The 17495-nt window shown below is 69.3% G+C and carries 17 protein-coding genes and 1 pseudogene; 7 read left to right on the top strand and 11 right to left on the bottom strand.

Going from position 1 to position 17495, the window contains the following annotated elements; all coding sequences use genetic code 11:
- Window positions 1-13: 13 nt before the first annotated feature.
- From AC3WQR_RS04900 to ntrC, 7 genes are all read left to right on the top strand, one after another.
- A complete protein-coding gene (locus AC3WQR_RS04900) occupies window positions 14-988 on the top strand; it encodes a sterol desaturase family protein (protein ID WP_070059806.1) in 975 nt (324 codons plus the stop codon).
- A 56-nt stretch (window positions 989-1044) separates the two neighbouring features.
- Window positions 1045-1947 (top strand): EI24 domain-containing protein, encoded by a 903-nt coding sequence (locus tag AC3WQR_RS04895; RefSeq protein ID WP_492741289.1) that lies wholly within the window; start codon window positions 1045-1047, stop codon window positions 1945-1947.
- The gene (locus AC3WQR_RS04890; RefSeq protein WP_167394999.1) at window positions 1944-2744 is read left to right on the top strand and encodes a competence/damage-inducible protein A; all 801 of its coding nucleotides are present in this window, start codon (window positions 1944-1946) and stop codon (window positions 2742-2744) included. The genes AC3WQR_RS04895 and AC3WQR_RS04890 overlap by 4 nt, the downstream gene beginning before the upstream one ends.
- Window positions 2745-2891: 147 nt before the next feature.
- A complete protein-coding gene (glnA, locus tag AC3WQR_RS04885; protein WP_062470904.1) occupies window positions 2892-4307 on the top strand; it encodes a type I glutamate--ammonia ligase in 1416 nt (471 codons plus the stop codon).
- 146 nt (window positions 4308-4453) lie between these two features.
- Window positions 4454-4978 (top strand): hypothetical protein, encoded by a 525-nt coding sequence (locus AC3WQR_RS04880; protein WP_095744472.1) that lies wholly within the window; start codon window positions 4454-4456, stop codon window positions 4976-4978.
- A gap of 14 nt (window positions 4979-4992) precedes the next feature.
- Window positions 4993-6072: a nitrogen regulation protein NR(II) gene (gene glnL / locus AC3WQR_RS04875; protein ID WP_062470910.1), complete on the top strand. Its 1080-nt coding sequence runs from the start codon at window positions 4993-4995 to the stop codon at window positions 6070-6072.
- 26 nt (window positions 6073-6098) lie between these two features.
- Window positions 6099-7619 (top strand): nitrogen regulation protein NR(I), encoded by a 1521-nt coding sequence (ntrC, locus tag AC3WQR_RS04870; RefSeq protein ID WP_354347834.1) that lies wholly within the window; start codon window positions 6099-6101, stop codon window positions 7617-7619.
- A 26-nt stretch (window positions 7620-7645) separates the two neighbouring features.
- Here ntrC and AC3WQR_RS04865 read toward each other — a convergent pair whose 3' ends face one another.
- From AC3WQR_RS04865 to fdh3B, 11 genes and pseudogenes are all read right to left on the bottom strand, one after another.
- Window positions 7646-8176, bottom strand: coding sequence for a hypothetical protein (locus AC3WQR_RS04865; RefSeq protein WP_492741288.1), 531 nt, complete (start codon window positions 8174-8176; stop codon window positions 7646-7648).
- A 5-nt stretch (window positions 8177-8181) separates the two neighbouring features.
- Window positions 8182-8967 (bottom strand): exodeoxyribonuclease III, encoded by a 786-nt coding sequence (xth, locus tag AC3WQR_RS04860; protein WP_062470919.1) that lies wholly within the window; start codon window positions 8965-8967, stop codon window positions 8182-8184.
- Between the two features lie 223 nt (window positions 8968-9190).
- Complete coding sequence (locus AC3WQR_RS04855; RefSeq protein ID WP_492741353.1) at window positions 9191-9880, bottom strand: ATP-binding cassette domain-containing protein; 690 nt, start codon at window positions 9878-9880, stop codon at window positions 9191-9193.
- 126 nt (window positions 9881-10006) lie between these two features.
- Window positions 10007-10684: pseudogene (locus tag AC3WQR_RS04850) on the bottom strand (ABC transporter permease); the annotation flags it as partial.
- Window positions 10685-10760: 76 nt separating this feature from the next.
- Window positions 10761-11591 (bottom strand): ABC transporter substrate-binding protein, encoded by an 831-nt coding sequence (locus AC3WQR_RS04845; protein ID WP_492741287.1) that lies wholly within the window; start codon window positions 11589-11591, stop codon window positions 10761-10763.
- 48 nt (window positions 11592-11639) lie between these two features.
- Window positions 11640-13559, bottom strand: coding sequence for a molybdopterin biosynthesis protein (locus AC3WQR_RS04840; RefSeq protein ID WP_492741286.1), 1920 nt, complete (start codon window positions 13557-13559; stop codon window positions 11640-11642).
- Window positions 13556-14809 carry a molybdopterin molybdotransferase MoeA gene (locus AC3WQR_RS04835; protein ID WP_492741285.1) on the bottom strand — a complete coding sequence of 418 codons (1254 nt, stop codon included), beginning with the start codon at window positions 14807-14809 and terminating at the stop codon, window positions 13556-13558. Before AC3WQR_RS04835 ends, AC3WQR_RS04840 begins: the two co-directional genes overlap by 4 nt.
- 153 nt (window positions 14810-14962) lie before the next feature.
- Window positions 14963-15352, bottom strand: a complete 390-nt coding sequence (locus AC3WQR_RS04830; RefSeq protein ID WP_095744480.1) for a hypothetical protein — start codon at window positions 15350-15352, stop codon at window positions 14963-14965.
- A complete protein-coding gene (locus tag AC3WQR_RS04825) occupies window positions 15349-16605 on the bottom strand; it encodes a formate dehydrogenase subunit gamma (RefSeq protein ID WP_492741284.1) in 1257 nt (418 codons plus the stop codon). Before AC3WQR_RS04825 ends, AC3WQR_RS04830 begins: the two co-directional genes overlap by 4 nt.
- Window positions 16606-16617: 12 nt before the next feature.
- Window positions 16618-16869 carry a hypothetical protein gene (locus AC3WQR_RS04820; protein WP_082817975.1) on the bottom strand — a complete coding sequence of 84 codons (252 nt, stop codon included), beginning with the start codon at window positions 16867-16869 and terminating at the stop codon, window positions 16618-16620.
- Complete coding sequence (gene fdh3B / locus AC3WQR_RS04815) at window positions 16866-17486, bottom strand: formate dehydrogenase FDH3 subunit beta (protein ID WP_062470938.1); 621 nt, start codon at window positions 17484-17486, stop codon at window positions 16866-16868. The genes AC3WQR_RS04820 and fdh3B overlap by 4 nt, the downstream gene beginning before the upstream one ends.
- Between the last annotated feature and the right edge of the window lie 9 nt (window positions 17487-17495).

Genomic DNA, 17495 nt, shown 5'->3' with positions numbered 1-17495 from the left:
CTGAGTTTTCGCCGTGATCGACTGGTTGACCGACGTTTTTTCCGCCATGCAGGGCTGGCTCTTCGAGACCGCCGTGCAGCCGCTGGTGTACGCCATCGGCCTGGGCGGCTGGGCCGAGGACGCCTTCGACGCCACCGGCTGGCTGCTGGTCGGCGTGATCCAGATCCTCGTGCTGCTGGCCGTGATCGGCCCGCTGCAGCGCTGGCGCGCGGTCGAGCCCGTGACCGACCGCCGCGCCATCCGCATCGACGTGCTCTACACACTGATCCACCGGCTGGGCCTGTTCCGGCTGGCGCTGTTCTTCACGCTGCAGCCGCTGTTCGACGACCTGCTCGGCAGCCTGCGCATGGCCGGGTGGGGCACCTTCCACCTGGACGAGGCATGGCCCGGCGTGACCGACGTGCCGTGGGTGGCTTTTGCCATCTACCTCGTGGTGCTCGACTTCGTCGGCTACTGGATTCACCGCGGCCAGCACCAGTTCAACTGGTGGTGGAGCCTGCATTCGCTGCACCACTCGCAGCGCCAGATGACGATGTGGAGCGACGACCGCAACCACCTGCTGGACGACGTCATCCACGACACGCTCATCGTCATCGTGGCGCAGCTGATCGGCGTGGCGCCGGGCCAGTTCATCGCCGTCGTGGCCTTCACCCAGCTCAGCGAGAGCCTGCAGCACGCCAACCTGCGGCTGAGCTTCGGCGCCATCGGCGAGCGGCTGTGGGTCAGCCCGCGCTTTCACCGGCTGCACCACAGCATCGGGCTGGGGCATGAGTCGCACGGCCGGAGCACGCTCGGCGGCCACAACTTCGGCGTGCTGCTGCCCTGGTGGGACATGCTCTTTCGCACCGCCAACTTCGAGAACCGCTACGACCCGACCGGCATCCGCGACCAGGTCGAGCCCGGCGCCGACGGCCGCCCGCGCGACTACGGCCAGGGCTTCTGGTCGCAGCAGTGGCTGGGGCTGAAGCGGCTGTTCGGCCGCGCCTGATCCGCCCGCGGGCCCGGCGGCTGGCGGGCCGGGGCCTTGCGCTATCCTCGAACCTCATGCGCCTGCTCCTCGACTCCTTCTGGCGCGCGGTGGCCTATTGCATGCTCCCGCGCGTGATCGTGCTGTCGCTCCTGCCGCTGGCGCTCATGGTGCTGCTGGCCGCGGGGCTCGGCTACTTCTACTGGGACGCCGCCGTCGCCTGGACGCGCGAGGCCCTCGACGCCTGGCCGCTGCTGTCCAGCTTCTGGGCCTGGATCGGGCGCCTCTTCTCCAGCGACGTCACGGCCGCGCTGGCGCCGCTGGTGGTGGTGTTCGGCGTCACGCCGCTGATCGTGGTGCTGTCGCTGCTCATCGTGGCCGGCTTCATGGCGCCGGCGCTCACCAAGCTCGTGGCCGAACGGCGCTTTCCGACGCTCGAGCAGAAGAAGGGCGCCTCCTTCTTCGGCAGCGTGCTGCGCTCGCTCGGCGCCACCGTGCTGGCGCTGATCGCGCTGGTGGTGTCGATGCCGCTGTGGCTCATTCCGCCGCTGGTGCTGATCCTGCCGCCGCTGATCTGGGGCTGGCTGACCTACCGGGTGATGAGCTTCGACGCGCTGGCCGAGCACGCCAGCCCCGAGGAACGCACCGCGCTGCTGCGCGCCCACCGGCTGCCGCTGCTGTGCATCGGCGTGCTGTGCGGCTACCTGGGCGCCGCGCCGAGCATCGTGTGGGCCTCGGGCCTGCTGTTCGCCGCCGCCTTCTTCGTGCTGGTGCCGATCGCCATCTGGATCTACACGCTGGTCTTTGCCTTTTCTGCGCTCTGGTTCGCGCACTACTGCCTCGACGCCCTGACCCAGCTGCGCGCCCAGCGCGCGGCGCAGCAGCCCGCGGCCGGCAGCGGCGACGCGCAGCAGACGCTCGAGGCGGCCGAAGCCACCGAGGCCAACAAGGCCGCTCTTTCTCAATGGAGTTCTCCATGACACGCGCATTCGGTCTCATCGTCGTCGGCGACGAGATCCTTTCCGGCAAGCGGGCCGACAAGCACATGGCCAAGGTCATCGAGCTGCTGGCCGCGCGCGGCCTCCAGCTGGGCTGGGCCGAGTACGTGGGCGACGAGCCCACGCGGATCACCGCGGCCCTGATGCGCGCCTTCGCCTCGGGCGACATCGTGTTCTCGACCGGCGGCATCGGCGCCACGCCCGACGACCACACCCGCCAGTGCGCCGCCCAGGCCCTGCGCGTGCCGCTGGCGCTGCACCCCGAGGCCGAGGCGCTGATCCGCGAGCGCATGCAGGACACGGCCCTGGAGCAGGGCGTGCCCTACGAGCCCGACCGGCCCGACAACATCCACCGCCTGAACATGGGCGTGTTTCCGCAGGGCGCGTCGATCATCCGCAACCCGTACAACAAGATCCCGGGGTTCAGCGTCGAGCACGTGCATTTCGTGCCGGGCTTTCCGGTCATGGCCTGGCCCATGATCGAGTCGGTGCTCGACAGCCGTTATGCCGATCTGTTCACCCGCAACGCCATCGCCGAGAAGTCCGTGATCGTTTTCGGTGCGATGGAAGCCACCCTCACGCCCCTGATGCAGGCCATCGAGCAGGCCCATGCCGGCATCAAGGTGTTCAGCCTCCCCAGCGTGGATCACCCGCAGTACGGGCGCCACATCGAGCTCGGCGTCAAGGGCGACCCTGCGAAGCTCGATGCCGCCTATGGCCAGCTGATCGAAGGTCTGCACACTTTCGATGCGAAGCTTGGCCCTGAATTGGTGCGTTAATCTGCGCTGCACCAATTTGGTGATTTTTTCCTTTTCCGGCAGCCCCTGGGCCGTCACCCGGGCCTCATCCGGCGGGGTGACAATGGCACAGAAACTGCATCCTCCCGTCCCTGTATTCCTAACCACCATCCAACTCAGGAGAAACTGATGGCAAAGACCGTCGCCGATGTACTCAAGCTCGTCAAGGAAAACGAGGTCAAGTTCGTCGACTTGCGCTTCACCGACACCCGCGGCAAAGAGCAGCACGTGACCGTGCCCGTGTCGCACTTCGATGAAGACAAATTCACCTCGGGCCACGCGTTCGACGGTTCGTCCATCGCCGGTTGGAAGGGCATCGAAGCCTCGGACATGCAGCTCATGCCCGACCCGAACACCGCCAACATCGACCCGTTCTTCGAAGAAACGACGCTGATCCTGACCTGCGACGTGATCGACCCGGCCGACGGCAAGGCCTACGAGCGCGACCCGCGCTCGCTCGCCAAGCGCGCCGAGGCGTACATGAAGGCTTCCGGCCTGGGCGACACCGCCTACTTCGGTCCGGAACCCGAATTCTTCGTGTTCGACGGCGTGCGCTGGAAGAACGACATGTCGGGCTGCTTCGTGAAGATCGAGTCCGAAGAAGCCTCGTGGAACACCGACAAGGAATTCGAGCACGGCAACAGCGGCCACCGTCCCGCAGTCAAGGGCGGCTACTTCCCGGTGCCCCCGGTCGACAGCTTCCAGGACATGCGCTCGGAAATGAGCCTGGTGCTCGAATCGCTGGGCATCCCGGTCGAAGTGCATCACCATGAAGTGGCCAACGCCGGCCAGCTCGAAATCGGCACCCGCTTCAGCACGCTGGTTCAGCGCGCGGACTGGGTCCAGCTGCAGAAGTACGTGATCCACAACGTGGCCCACGCCTACGGCAAGACCGCCACCTTCATGCCCAAGCCCATCGTCGGCGACAACGGCTCCGGCATGCACGTGCACCAGTCGGTCTGGAAGGACGGCAAGAACCTGTTCGCCGGCGACGGCTACGCAGGTCTGTCGGACTTCGCGCTGCATTACATCGGCGGCATCATCAAGCACGCCCGTGCCCTGAACGCCATCACGAACCCCGGCACCAACAGCTACAAGCGCCTGGTGCCCGGCTTCGAAGCCCCGGTGAAGCTGGCCTACTCGGCCAAGAACCGCTCGGCCTCGATCCGCATCCCGTTCGTGGCCAACCCGAAGGGCCGCCGCGTCGAAGCGCGCTTCCCCGATCCGCTGATGAACCCGTACCTGGGCTTTGCCGCGCTGCTGATGGCCGGCCTGGACGGCGTGGAAAACAAGATCCATCCGGGCGAAGCCGCCAGCAAGGACCTGTACCACCTGCCGCCGGAAGAAGACGCGCTGATCCCGACCGTCTGCCACAGCCTGGACCAGGCCCTGGAGCACTTGGACAAGGACCGTGCGTTCCTGACCAAGGGCGGCGTGTTCACCGACTCGTACATCGACGCGTACATCGACCTCAAGATGCAGGAAGTCACGCGCTTCCGCATGGCGACGCACCCCGTCGAGTTCGACATGTACTACTCGCTGTAAAAAGCGCCACAACGAGCCCGCCCCGGCGGGCAAGTAAGACAAAAGGACGGCCCCGGCCGTCCTTTTTCCTTGGTGCGGAACACCCTGTCGTGAGCGGGCCCGAATTGCATCAAAATGCGCGTTTGTCGCGCCCTCTCCGGATCCAAATGAAGACTGCTTCCCTGATTTTCCTGGCCGCCGCCTCGTTCGCCACCGCCACGGCGGCGCTCGCGCAAGAGCGCGTCTGGCGCTGCGGCAACGAGTACACCAACAACGCGACCGTGGCCCAGCAAAAGGGCTGCAAGATCATGGAAGGCGGCAACGTCACCGTCGTGCAGGGCACGAAGCCTTCGGGCGGCGGTGGTGGCAGTGCGTCGTCGTCGGGCGGTTCATCCGCCGCGCGCGCCCCGGCGGGCAGCCCGCGCGTCGAAGGCGTCGACCAGCGCGCCCGCGACGGCGAGGCGCGCTCGGTGCTCGAGGCCGAGCTGCGCAAGGCCGAGGCCCGCCAGACCGAGCTCAAGAAGGAATACAACAACGGCGAGCCCGAGAAGCAGGGCAGCGAGGGCCGCAATTACCAGAAGTACCTGGACCGCGTGGCCGAGATGAAGGCCGAACTCGCGCGCAACGAGAGCGACATCGCCGGCATCCGCCGCGAAATCGGCCGCCTGCCCGGCAAGCCGCAAGCGCAGTAAGCGGCGCGCAGTCCATGGTGTTCGGCAAGAAGGCGACTGGCGCCAATCCGCGCTTTCGCGCCTTCGACCTCTTGTCCACGCTGATCGCGGTGGTCAACAGCGACGGCTCGGTGCTGTTCGCCAACGCAGGCCTCGAAGACGCGCTGGGTACCTCGCGGCGCACGCTCGAGGGCTCGCAGTTCGGCGCCTGCTTCCATGAGCCGCAGGTGCTGCGCACCGCCCTCGACGGCGCCAGCAGCAACGACTTCGCCACGCTGCGCTACGAGGCCTTCCTGCGGCGCGTGAACCACGAGCTGATGCCCGTGCAGGTCACGCTCGCGCACGGCGACAAGAAGGGCGAGCTCATCATCGAGATGTCGCCGCTGGAGCAGCAGGTGCGCCAGGACCGCGAGGAGCGCCTGATCGACCAGGCGCAGGCCAACAAGGAACTCATCCGCAACCTCGCGCACGAGATCAAGAATCCGCTGGGCGGCATCCGCGGCGCGGCGCAGCTGCTGCAGATGGAGGTCGAGTCGCGCGACCTCATCGAGTACACCCAGGTCATCATCCACGAGGCCGACCGGCTGCAGACGCTGGTCGACCGGCTGCTGGCGCCGCACCGCCGGCCGCACGTGGTGGGCGACGTGAACATCCACGAGGTCTGCGAGCGCGTGCGCTCGGTGATCCTGGCGGAGTTTCCGCGCGACCTGCACATCGAGCGCGACTTCGACGTCTCCATTCCCGAGTTCCGCGGCGACCGCGAGCAGCTCATCCAGGCCACCCTCAACATCGCGCACAACGCGGCGCAGGCCCTGGCCGAGCGCCGCGCGGCGGGCGATGCGCAGATCACTTTCAAGACCCGCGTGGCCCGCCAGGTGATCTTCAACAAGCAGTGGTATCGATTGGCACTGGAATTGCATGTCATCGACAATGGACCGGGTGTGCCGGACACGATCAAGGACCGCATCTTCTATCCGCTCGTTTCGGGCAGGGAAGGCGGGACCGGGCTGGGACTGACGCTTGCGCAAACTTTTGTGCAACAGCATCACGGCGTGATCGAGTGCGACAGCGTCCCGGGCCGAACCGATTTCAAGATATTGATTCCGCTGCCCTAGCGCAGCCCCGGCAACAGAGGAGATGCATGAAGCCGATCTGGATAGTTGATGACGACCAATCGATACGCTTCGTGCTCGAGAAGGCACTGCTGCGCGAAGACCTGCCCACGCGCAGCTTCACGAACACACGCGAAGTGCTGGCCGCGCTCGAACAGGCCGAAGGCGACGAGCAGCAGGGCCCGCAGGTCCTGGTGAGCGACATCCGCATGCCGGGCGGCTCGGGGCTCGACCTGCTCGACAAGATCAAGGCCAAGCACCCCGGCCTGCCGGTCATCATCATGACCGCCTTCTCCGACCTCGACAGCGCGGTCTCGGCCTTCCAGGGCGGCGCCTTCGAGTACCTGCCCAAGCCCTTCGACCTGCCGCGCGCCGTGGAACTCATCCGCCGCGCCGTCGACGAAAGCCAGCGCGAGGAGGTGTCCGAAGAGCGCATGGTCGCCGCCCCCGAAATGCTCGGCCAGGCGCCCGCGATGCAGGACGTGTTCCGTGCCATCGGCCGGCTGTCGCAAAGCAACGTCACGGTGCTCATCACCGGCGAATCGGGCTCGGGCAAGGAGCTGGTGGCGCGCGCGCTGCACAAGCACTCGCCGCGTGCCAACGGCCCCTTCGTGGCGATCAACACCGCCGCCATTCCCAAGGACCTGCTCGAGAGCGAACTCTTCGGCCACGAGCGCGGCGCCTTCACCGGCGCGCAGACCATGCGCCGCGGCCGCTTCGAGCAGGCCGAGGGCGGCACGCTGTTCCTCGACGAAATCGGCGACATGCCCTTCGACCTGCAGACACGCCTCTTGCGCGTGCTCAGCGACGGCCATTTCTACCGCGTGGGCGGCCACAACTCGGTCAAGGCCAACGTGCGCGTCATCGCCGCCACCCACCAGGATCTCGAGCAGCGCGTGAAGCTCGGCGGTTTCCGCGAAGACCTGTTCCACCGCCTCAACGTGATCCGCCTGCGCCTGCCCGCGCTGCGCGAACGCGGCGAAGACGTGCCCGCGCTCACGCGCCACTTCCTGCAGCAGAGCGCGCGCCAGCTGGGCGTCGAGCCCAAGCGCATCTCCGATGCGGCGCTGGCCAGGCTTGCGGCCTTCAACTTCCCGGGCAACGTGCGCCAGCTCGAGAACATCTGCCACTGGCTGACCGTGATGGCGCCGGCGCAGCTGATCGAGTCGAAGGACCTGCCGCCCGAAGTGATGGCGGGCAGTGGGGCGGACGTGCATGTGGCGGTGGCCGAGGTGGCGGCGCCCGTGCAGGCTGCAGCGCCGTTGGCCGTCGAGCGCGATGCGTCCGCACCGGTGGTCGCGGCCCCTGAGGCGGTGCCAGGCGCCCCCGCCGGCCCCAGCGCCTGGGAAAGCGGCCTCGAAGCCGAAGCTCAGGCGCTGCTGGCCGCAGGCCGCACCGACGTGTGGGACGTGCTCACGCGCCGCTTCGAATCGCGGCTGATCCTCACCGCGCTGGCCAACACGCGCGGCCGGCGCATCGAGGCGGCCCAGAAGCTGGGCATCGGGCGCAACACCATCACCCGGAAAATCCAGGAACTCGGTATCGAATGAAAAGGCCCTCCCAGGGCCTTTTTTTATTACCGGCTGCGTTGGCCTAGCGTCAGCGAATCGAGCTGGAAATTGCCGCTCTTGTCCCAGAGCCAGGTGTCGACGTACGTGTGGCCGCCCAGCTTGCCGGGGCTCGGCAAGGGCGAGGTCGCCTTGACCAGCTCCGCGATCATCGGCGGCACCTCGGGCGCATGGCTGGGCACGCGGCTGAAAGTGACGTTGGTGACCTTGCCGTTCGCATCGATCTCCGTCTCGACCACCACCACCGCGTACACCAGCGGCGGGATCTTGCCCTTGTAGATACGGCTGGCATACGCCTTGTAGATGTGGCGCGCGCCGGTCTTGCGGTAGGTGCGGATCGCGGGCGTCTGCGCGGTGATGAGCCGCACGGTCGGCACGTCGCGGCTGCCTTCGGTGGCGGTTGTGCCGCCGGGCGATGTGCTGCCCGTGCCGCTTTCCGATCCGCTGCCCGGCTTGAGCACCGAACAGGCGGTCAGCGCGAGCGCCGCGGCGGCGATCGCGGCGGAACGGGCCAGGCGTGCGGCGATCGGCGTCGTCATGGCCGTCAGGCGCCCGCGCCGAGTTCGAGCACCACCGGGGCGTGGTCGCTCGGCTTTTCCCACTTGCGCGGCACGCGGTCGATGACGCAGCCCTTCACCAGCGGCCGCAGCGGCTCGCTCACGAGGATGTGGTCGATGCGCAGGCCGCGGTTCTTCTGGTAGCCCAGCATGCGGTAGTCCCACCACGAGAAGCTCTTTTCGGGCTGCTCGAACATGCGGAAGCTGTCGGTCAGGCCCAGGCCGAGCAGCGCCTTGAAATGGTCGCGCTCTTCGGTCGTGTGGTGGATCGTTTCCTTCAGGCCCACGGGGTCGAAGCTGTCGCGGTCCTCGGGCGTGACGTTGAAGTCGCCCAGCAGCACGAGGTTCGGGTGCGCCGCGAGTTCACGCGCAATGTAGGCGTGCAGCGCGTCGAGCCACTTCATCTTGTAGGCGAACTTCTCGCTGCCCGGTTCCTGGCCATTCACGAAGTAGCCGTTCACCACGCGCAGCGGGCCCGAGGGCGTCTCGATGGTGGCGGCGATCACGCGCGACTGCTCGTCGGCGAAGTTCTCGATGTTCTTCACCACGTCGCGCACCGGCGCCAGGCTGAGGATGGCGACGCCGTTGTAGGTCTTCTGCCCGAACACCGCTGCTTCGTAGCCGGCCGACTTCAGCACCTCGAGCGGAAACTTGTCGTCGGTCATCTTGAGCTCCTGCAGGCACAGCACATCGACCGGGTTGGCGATGAGCCAGTCGAGCACATGCTGCAGGCGCGCGGTGAGGGAGTTGACGTTCCAGGTGGCGATTTTCATGAGGGCTCTGCGTATTCGGTTATCGGGGGGCGGTCGTGCGTTCGCAGCCGGTCGGTGAGGTCTCTGTGCAGGCGAAGGAAGTGGCCGCGCCCAGACCCGGAAGGAAGGCGTGTCGGCAGCGAGACCGCGACAGTGATTTCCATCGCGGTATTTTGCCTCGCTGGATCGGGATGCCGTGTAAGCGAAGGCGAGGGGCGCGGAACCGCCGACCCGCCCGCCGGCGCTAGGGCTGAAGGTACCAGCCCAGCTCGCCCTGCAGGAACTGGGCGGCCTCGGGCGGCAGATCGTCCGAGTCGAAGAAGCTCGCCACGGGCCGCTCGACCACGATGTGCCCGGCGTGCAGGTAGGCCACGCGCGTGGCCAGGCGCTTGGCCTGCCCGAGGTTGTGCGTGCTCATCACGATCGTCACGCCACTATGGGCGACTTCTTCGATGAGCGCCTCGATCTCGTTCTTGGCGCCAGGGTCCAGGCTGGCCGTGGGCTCGTCCAGGAACAGGATGTCGGGCTGCAGCGCCCAGGCGCGCGCCAGGCCCAGGCGCTGCTGCTGGCCGCCCGACAGCGAACGCGCCGAGCGCTCGGCATGTTCGAGCAGGCCCACGCGCGCCAGCGCCAGGCCGCAGCGCTCGCTGCGCTCGGCGGCCGGCACGCCCGCCAGCCACAGGCCCACCCACACGTTGCGCCACACCGAGAGGCTCAGCAGGAAAGGGCGCTGGAACAGCATGGCCGCGCGCGGCAGGCGGCCTTCGGGGCGCAGCGGCAGGCGCTCGCAGCGCCCTTCGCAGGGCAGCAGACCGTGCAGCAGTCGCAGCAGCGTGGTCTTGCCCGAGCCGTTGGCGCCCACGAGCACGAGCCGGTCGCCCCGGTGCAGGGTCAGCGAGGCCTCGTCCAGCGCGACCAGCGCGCCGAAGCGCACCGTGGCGCGCTCGAGCCGGATCAGCGGCACCGTGCCGGCCACGGCCGGCGTGTGCGGGGCGAGCGTGCGGCGCACCGCGCGCGGCTTCGCCGGCGGGGCAGTGCTCAGCGGGCGCGTGGCCAGCCATTGCAGCAGCCCGATGGCGCCGTTGACCGCGCCGACCACCGCCAGCAGCACGATGCCCAGCGCCAGGGCCAGCGCGAGGTCGCCCTTGCTGGTCTCCAGCGCGATGGTGGTGGTCATCACGCGCGTGACGCCGGCGATGTTGCCGCCGACGATCATCACGGCGCCGACCTCGGCGATGGCCCGCGCGAAGGCCGTGAGCAGCACGGTGGCCACGCCCATCCGGTCGTGCACCAGCATCAGCAATGCGGTGGCGAGCGGCCCGGCGCCCAGCGAGCGCAGCTGGTCGCCGCCGTCGGCCAGCGCCGCCATCACGAGCCGGCGCGACAGCGCGGCGATCAGCGGCGTGACGAGCACGCTCTGCGCCACCACCATCGCCGACGGCGTGAAAAGAATGCCCAGTTCGCCCAGTGGCCCCGAGCGCGAGAGCAGCAGGTACACCAGCAAGCCCACGACCACGGCGGGCAGCGCGAGCAGCGTGTTCACCAGCCACACGGCCAGCGCATGCCCCGGGAACCGCGCCACCGCGAGCCAGGCGCCCAGCAGCAGGCCGAACAGCGCGCCGATCAGGCAGGCCGTGGCGCTCACCTGCAGCGAGAGCGCCGTGATGCGCACGAGTTCGGGGTCGGCGCCGGTGATGAGGCGCCAGGCCAGCGCCCAGCCTTCGGTCACTGTGTTCATCGAGGGACGGCTTTCATCGCCGGCGCGAGGCCGTGCGCATTGCGCAGCCCGGCCCCGTCATCGACCGGCGCGCCGTTCACTGGCCCGCGTTTGGGAAGAAGAGCTGTTCGCCGCCGATCTTGTACGCGGCGATGGCGGCCTGCCCGTCGCGCGACACGACCCAGTCGGAGAAGCCTTGCGCCAGGTCTTTCTTCACGTGCGGGTGTCTGGCCGGGTTCACGACGATCACGCCGTACTGGTTGAACAGCTGCTTGTCGCCCTCGACCACGATGCCCAGGTCGGCGCGGTTCTTGAAGTTGAGCCAGGTGCCGCGGTCGGACAGCACATAGGCATTGGTCGACGCCGCGATGTTGAGCGCCTGGCCCATGCCGCAGCCGCATTCCTTGTAGCCGGCCGGCTTGGCGGCGGCCAGATCGATGCCGGCGAGTTTCCACTGGCGCAGTTCGGCCGCATGCGTGCCGCTCTTGTCGCCGCGCGAGACGAAGGCGCCGCCCGTGGTGCCCAGCCGCTTGAGGGCTGCCGCGATGTCGTTGCCGCGCACGCCGGCCGGGTCGGACTTGGGCCCGATCAGCACGAAGTCGTTGTACATGACCGGGCGGCGCGGCAGGCCGAAGCCTTCGGCGACGAACTTCTCTTCGGCGGGTTGGTCGTGCACGAACAGCGCGTCGGCGTCGCCGCGGCGCGCCATGTCCAGCGCCTGGCCCGTGCCCACCGCCACCACGCGCACCTCGGTGCCCGATGCCTTGGTGAACTGCGGCAGCAGGTGCTTGAACAGGCCCGACTGTTCCGTCGAGGTGGTCGAGGCCAGCACGATGAACTTGTCCTGTGCGTGCGCCATCGGCGCGAGCAGCGTGCCGACAAGCGCACCGGCGAGGGCGAGAAGGGTGAAGCGTCTGCGCGAAGCCATCGTCATCGTGTCAGTCCTCGAGAGTGAAAGAAAGAAGCGGCCCTACCGTCAAGCGGCGGCGTCGACGCGAAAGCCCAGCCGGCCCAGCGCCTCGCGCGCCGCGGCCGATTGCAGCAACGCAATGAAAGCCTGCACCGGCGCGCGCGCAAGCCGTGCCTGGGGCACCACGAAGTCGTAGCGTTCCTCCTGCACGGGAATGAAGCCCAGCCCGTACTGCCGCGCGACCGTGTCGATGGCCAGGCCCCAGTCGGCGCGCTGCTGCGCCACGGCCACCGCCACCGCGTTGTGCGACTTGGTCTGCACGCCGTAGCCGGGCGGCTGCGCGCCGCCGAGCAGGCGGTCGATGAGGATGCGCGTGCCGCTGCCGGCGTTGCGGTTGACCATGGTGCAGCCGGGCTGTGCGGTCGCGGCCGCGATGGCCGCGGCGGCGTCCAGGCCCTCGAAGCGCGTGTCGTCGGGGCGATGGACGACGCCCTGCATGCGGCCGTAGCCCGTCACCAGTTCGAGGCCCGGCGTGAGCAGCGGCCGGTTGTAGACGCCCGTCGCCGGGTCCATCAGGTGGATGCCGGCCACGTCGCATTCGCCGCGCTTGGCGGCCATCAGCCCGCCGGTGCTGCCCACGTTCATGGCCTTGATGCGGATGCCCTGGCGCATCAGCTCGCCGGCCAGCCAGTCCAGGCCCACGCAGTGGCTGCCGATGAAGATCAGGTCCGCGGCGTCCAGCCCTTGGCCCAGCAGCTGCACCTGCACGGGGGCGCCGGCATCGACGATCTCGGTGTGCTGGCCGATGGTGATGAAGCCGTCGGCGCTGCTGAAGGTGGTGACCGAGCCCGAGCCCTTGCCCATCGGGTAGGCGGCCACGCCGTCGTCGGTGGGCACCAGACCCACCAGCAGGTACTCGGTGCGGCCGCGCTCGGAATTCACACGCATCGGCAGCGTGGCCGCCATGTGCGCGTGCCGCTGCGGCGGCCGGCCCGCGAAGGCGCGGATCACGGGCGCCAGGAACTCATGGAAGGTGAAGACCGCCGAGGTCGGAAAGCCCGGCAGGATCACGACCGGCTTGCCGCCCGTGACCGCCAGGCACACCGGCTTGCCGGGCTTGAGCGCCACGCCGTGCGCCACCACGCCCGGGTCGCCGAGGGCGGCCACCACGCGGTACGACAGGTCGCCTTCGCCCTTGGACGTGCCGCCCGAGAAGACCACGGCATCGCATGCCAGCCCGCGTGCGAGTGCGGCCGACAGCAGGGCCTCGTCGTCGGGGATCACGCCCAGGCGCACCGGCTCGCCGCCCAGTTCCTCGACCGCGGCGCCGATGATGGCGGCGTTGGAGTCGTACACCGCGCCCGTGGGCAGCGGCGCACCGGGCGCGACGATCTCGTTGCCGGTGGAGAAGATGGCCACGCGCGGCTTGCGCCACACGGCGACCTCGGCCAGGCCCAGCGCCGCGAGCACGCCGATCTCGCGCGAGCTCAGCACCTGGCCGGCGCGCAGCACGGTCTCGCCGCGCGCGATGTCGGTGCCGGCGTAGCTGACGTTCTCGCCGGCCGTGGCCGCGCGGCGCACCTGCACGTTGCCGTCGTCGAGGTCGGTGTGTTCGACCATCACCACCGCATCGGCACCGCGCGGCAGCATGCCGCCGGTGGCGATCGCCGTGGCGCACCCGGGCGTCACTTCGCGCCGCGGCACGATGCCGGGTGCCAGCGTCTCGCCCACGAGGGCCAGCGCACGGACCTGTTCTTCCATCGCGCCCCAGGTGTCGGCGGCCTGCACGGCAAAGCCGTCGACGTTGGAGCGGTCGAAGCCGGGCACGTCGATGGCGGCGACCGCGTCGTCGGCGAGCACCCGGCCCAGCGCCGCGTGCAGGGGAATGGTCTCGCGGCCCAGCGGCGCGAGGCGCAGGTGTTCGCGGAAGCGGCGCTCGGCCTCGTCCCGCGTGACGACATCGAGAAATTGCGATTGGGCTTTCACAGGCACTCGTACAGATGAACAGTGACGTCGGTCCCGGGCCCGAAGCCTTCGCTTTCGGCGGGGGCGATCACGAAGCCGTCGGCGCGCGTGGTCGAGCTCAGCACCGAGGCGCCCGAGAGCGCGAGCGGCTCCACGCCGTCGGCGCCGATCTTCACGCGCACGTAGTCGACGCGCCCCACCTGCGAGACGATCTTGCGCGCCACGGTGGCGCGCATGCGCGGGTAGGGCCAGTCGGCGGGCCGGCCGCCGAGCAGGCGGATCGCACGCCCGGCAAAGAAGTCGTAGGCGCACAGGCAGGAGACCGGGTTGCCCGGCAGCAGGAACACCAGCGTGTCGCCGATGCGCCCCATGCCGGCCGGGCTGGAAGGCCGCATCGCGATGCCGTGGATCGCGAGGTCGCCGAGTTCGGCCAGCAGGCGCGGCGCGTGGTCCTCGGCGCCCACGCTGGAGCCGCCGGAGATGAGCACCACATCGGCGCCGGGCGCGGCCAGGGCCTGCGAGATGATTTGCGGGTCGTCGCCCAGGCGCTGGTGCGACTCGAGCAGGCCGCCATCGCGCGCCACGAGGCCGCGCAAGGTCACGGAGTTGGCGTCGTAGATCTCGCTCGGGCCCTTGGGCGTGCCGGGCGCGCGCACCTCGTTGCCGGTGACGAGCAGCCGCACGCGTGGCCGGCGCACCACCTGCAACTGCGCCAGGCCGAGCGACGCTGCCAGCCCCGCGTCCTGCGGGCGCAGGCGGCGGCCGGCGGCCAGTGCCGTGCTGCCGCGCGCGATGTCCTCACCGACGTGGCCCACGTGCTGGCCCGGCGCGACGGCGCGCGTGATGGCCAGTCGCCCGTCCTGCTCGCTCGCGTATTCGGCGGGCACCACGGCATCGAGCCCGCGCGGCACCGGGGCGCCGGTCATGATGCGGATGGCGGCGCCCGCGGGCACCTCGCCATCGAAGGGGCGGCCGGGCCAGGCGTGGCCGGCGATCGGGAACTCGAGCGGGTTGTATTCGCCGGCGCCCGTGGTCTCGCCGCCGCGCAGCGCATAGCCGTCCATGGCCGCGCGGTCGAACTCGGGCACCGCGATGGGCGCGATCACCTCCTGCAGCAGCACCCGCCCCGTGGCCTCGTCGACAGCCACGGATTCACCGGGCAGCAAGGGCGTGTGGGCGTCGATCCAGGCGAGGGCGGTGGGCACCTCGGCGCGCTGCGTGAAGCCGCGCATACGCACATCGGTCGAGGCGGTTCGTTCGGGTGTGGGCATCGGGGCCAGTATAGAAGTTGGAGGTCGCCGGCGTGGTCGGGCATGGCACCCGACAGCCATGCGCAAGAGCGGCCGTGCCGGACCTTGCCGGCGGGCCATTTGCAGTCGCTTTTTTCTTCAGCCGCGTCCGCGCACGCGCGGTGCGCCGCCGGCCTACTTCTTGGGTGCGGGATTCGTCTGTGCCGAGGTCTGGTTCGAGCTCGGCGGCGACGCGGCCGTGGGGGCCGGGGAGTGGGCGCCCGATGCTTCGATGGGCTTGGTTTCAACCTTGGGGGCGGCGGCGTAAGGCCCCGGGTCCACGCAGGGCGGCGTGGCCACCGCGGCCGGTGCCGGCTTGCCGGCGGCCTGTGCGCTCGCGCGGTACTTGGCGGCGACCTGGTCCTGTGACTTGCACAGCAGGTAGCCGTCGGTCTTGGCGCTCCACGCGGTGCGGGCCGCGGCCTCGGCGGCCTTGGCCTGCGCTTCCGGCGTGGGCGGGGGGAGCTTGGCGACAGCGGAGGTCGCAGCGAGTGCGCACAGGAGAAGGGTCAGCGTGTGCTTCATGCGGAGGTTCCTTGCTGCGCCGTTGCCGGCCGTGCGGGCTCGGATGCGCCGGCCGGTTGCGAGCGCTGCGCGGGGATCTTGCCGGCCTGGATGTCGTCGTACCAGAGCTTGTGGTGCTCGCGCGCCCAGGCCTCGTCGACATAGCCTTCGCGCATCGCCTTGTAGGCGCCGTCCATGCCCAGCGTGCCGATGTAGATGTGGCCCATGATCATCGCCATCATGAGCAGCGTGGCCACCGCGTGCACCATGTGCGCGACCTGCATCTCGCCGCGCGTGTAGACGAAGCCGGGCAGCAGCTTGTCCAGGAACAGGCCCGAGGCGATGACGATGCTGCCCAGGAACAGCACGCCGCCCCAGAACACCGCCTTCTCGCCGGCGTTGAAGCGGTGCGACGCGGGCTCCTTGCCGCCGAACAGGCCGCCGCCGTGCCGCAGCCAGGTGAAGTCGTCCTTGCTCGGCCAGTTGCTGCGGATGAAGGTGAAGATCATGAACAGCGTGGTCACCACGAACAGCGGCCCCACGAAGTTGTGCACCGTCTTGAGCACGTAGGCGAGCCAGCCGAACAGCGTGCTGCCCAGCACCGGCAGCAGGAAGAACTTGCCGAAGGCCATCACGATGCCCGAGATCGCGAGCGTGACGAAGGCCAGTGCGTTCGACCAATGCGTGGCGCGCTCGAACGGCGTGAAGCGCTCGATCTTGCGGCCGGTTTCGGTGCCGTGCAGGCGGATCGGCCCGCGCGTGAAATAGAAGATGGCCAGCGCCAGCAGCGTCACGAAGAGCAGCGCCGCGCCGTACGGAATGATCCAGTCGTTGCGCACCTGCCGCCAGGCCTCGCCCGCGTTGGTGAAGCGCGAACCCGGGTACTGCACGAAGCGCTGGATCAGGTTGCCGGCCTCGGGCGCCTGGCTCACCGGCAGGCTGCTGTAGCCGGTGACGCCGCCGCTCACCTGGCGCCACATCGGCGCGTTGTTGCCGGGCTGCACCTTGTTGCGCTCGCCGTTGGTCTGGTTGAGGTAGTTGGGGTCGGCGCTGGCCTCGGGCTTGACGTCGAAGATGTTCTGGCTGCGGATGCCGCCCTCGGCCTTCGGTGCCGCTGCGGAGGCTGCAGCAGGCGAAGCAGGGGCGGGCGCCGCGGTCACGGCGCCGCTCGCGGCCGGCTTGGCCTCCTGGGCCGGCGCCACCGCCGCCCAGCCCAGGAGCGCGGTCGCCAGCAGCGCGTGGAACGCGTGCCTGGTGCGAATGGTGACGCTCATGCGGCCTCCGGTTCAGTTTTCTCGGGTGTACTCGTTCTGGCCGTTGGAGCGCGTCTTGATCTGCTGCTCCCACGCCGTCTTGTCGCCCACCTTCCAGCCGGGCGCGGTGAAGGCGGTGCCGGTGTTGGCCTGCGTGCCCGTGCCGCTCCAGGGCACCGCGTCGTGCTTGACGCCCTCGGCGTTCGTCTGCGGCTTCTCGCTGCAGGCCGCCAGCAACATCGCGCCCGAGGCGAGCGCGACGAGCATCACGACCGCGCGCTTCACTTGGTGCCTCCGGTGGGCGGCGTGCCGGCCTGCTGCGAGCCGTAGGCCGTGCCCCAGCCCCAGACCTCGGCGCCCGTGCCGCGGTGCACGACGCGGGTGCGGAAGATGTCGGCCACCACGTCGCCGTCGCCGGCCAGCAGGGCCTTGGTCGAGCACATCTCGGCGCAGGCCGGCAGCTTGCCTTCGGCCAGGCGGTTGCGGCCGTACTTCTCGAACTCGGCTTCGGAGCCGTTGGCTTCGGGACCGCCGGCGCAGAAGGTGCACTTGTCCATCTTGCCGCGCGCACCGAAGGTGCCTTGCGACGGGAACTGCGGCGCGCCGAAAGGGCAGGCGTACGAGCAGTAGCCGCAGCCGATGCACACGTCCTTGTCGTGCAGCACCACGCCTTCGTCGGTGCGGTAGAAGCATTGCACGGGGCACACCGCCATGCAGGGCGCGTCGGAGCAGTGCATGCAGGCCACCGAGATCGATTTCTCGCCCGGCAGGCCGTCATTGAGCGTGACCACGCGGCGGCGGTTCACGCCCCAGGGCACCTCGTTCTCGTTCTTGCAGGCCGTGACGCAGCCGTTGCACTCGATGCAGCGCTCGGAATCGCAGACGAACTTCATTCTTGCCATGGTGATTCC

The sequence above is a fragment of the Variovorax sp. FW305-3-2-15-B-LB1 genome (assembly GCF_058787635.1).
The sequence above is the reverse complement of the archived record's forward strand: the minus strand, read 5'-3'. Positions and strand labels throughout refer to the sequence as shown.

Coding starts and splice junctions, on each gene's coding strand:
- AC3WQR_RS04895 (WP_492741289.1), top strand. CDS start 1,045: ATGCGCCTGCTCCTCGACTCCTTCTGGCGCGCGGTGGCCTATTGCATG.
- AC3WQR_RS04890 (WP_167394999.1), top strand. CDS start 1,944: ATGACACGCGCATTCGGTCTCATCGTCGTCGGCGACGAGATCCTTTCC.
- glnA (WP_062470904.1), top strand. CDS start 2,892: ATGGCAAAGACCGTCGCCGATGTACTCAAGCTCGTCAAGGAAAACGAG.
- AC3WQR_RS04880 (WP_095744472.1), top strand. CDS start 4,454: ATGAAGACTGCTTCCCTGATTTTCCTGGCCGCCGCCTCGTTCGCCACC.
- glnL (WP_062470910.1), top strand. CDS start 4,993: ATGGTGTTCGGCAAGAAGGCGACTGGCGCCAATCCGCGCTTTCGCGCC.
- ntrC (WP_354347834.1), top strand. CDS start 6,099: ATGAAGCCGATCTGGATAGTTGATGACGACCAATCGATACGCTTCGTG.
- AC3WQR_RS04865 (WP_492741288.1), bottom strand. CDS start 8,176: ATGACGACGCCGATCGCCGCACGCCTGGCCCGTTCCGCCGCGATCGCC.
- xth (WP_062470919.1), bottom strand. CDS start 8,967: ATGAAAATCGCCACCTGGAACGTCAACTCCCTCACCGCGCGCCTGCAG.
- AC3WQR_RS04845 (WP_492741287.1), bottom strand. CDS start 11,591: ATGGCTTCGCGCAGACGCTTCACCCTTCTCGCCCTCGCCGGTGCGCTT.
- AC3WQR_RS04835 (WP_492741285.1), bottom strand. CDS start 14,809: ATGCCCACACCCGAACGAACCGCCTCGACCGATGTGCGTATGCGCGGC.
- AC3WQR_RS04830 (WP_095744480.1), bottom strand. CDS start 15,352: ATGAAGCACACGCTGACCCTTCTCCTGTGCGCACTCGCTGCGACCTCC.
- AC3WQR_RS04825 (WP_492741284.1), bottom strand. CDS start 16,605: ATGAGCGTCACCATTCGCACCAGGCACGCGTTCCACGCGCTGCTGGCG.
- fdh3B (WP_062470938.1), bottom strand. CDS start 17,486: ATGGCAAGAATGAAGTTCGTCTGCGATTCCGAGCGCTGCATCGAGTGC.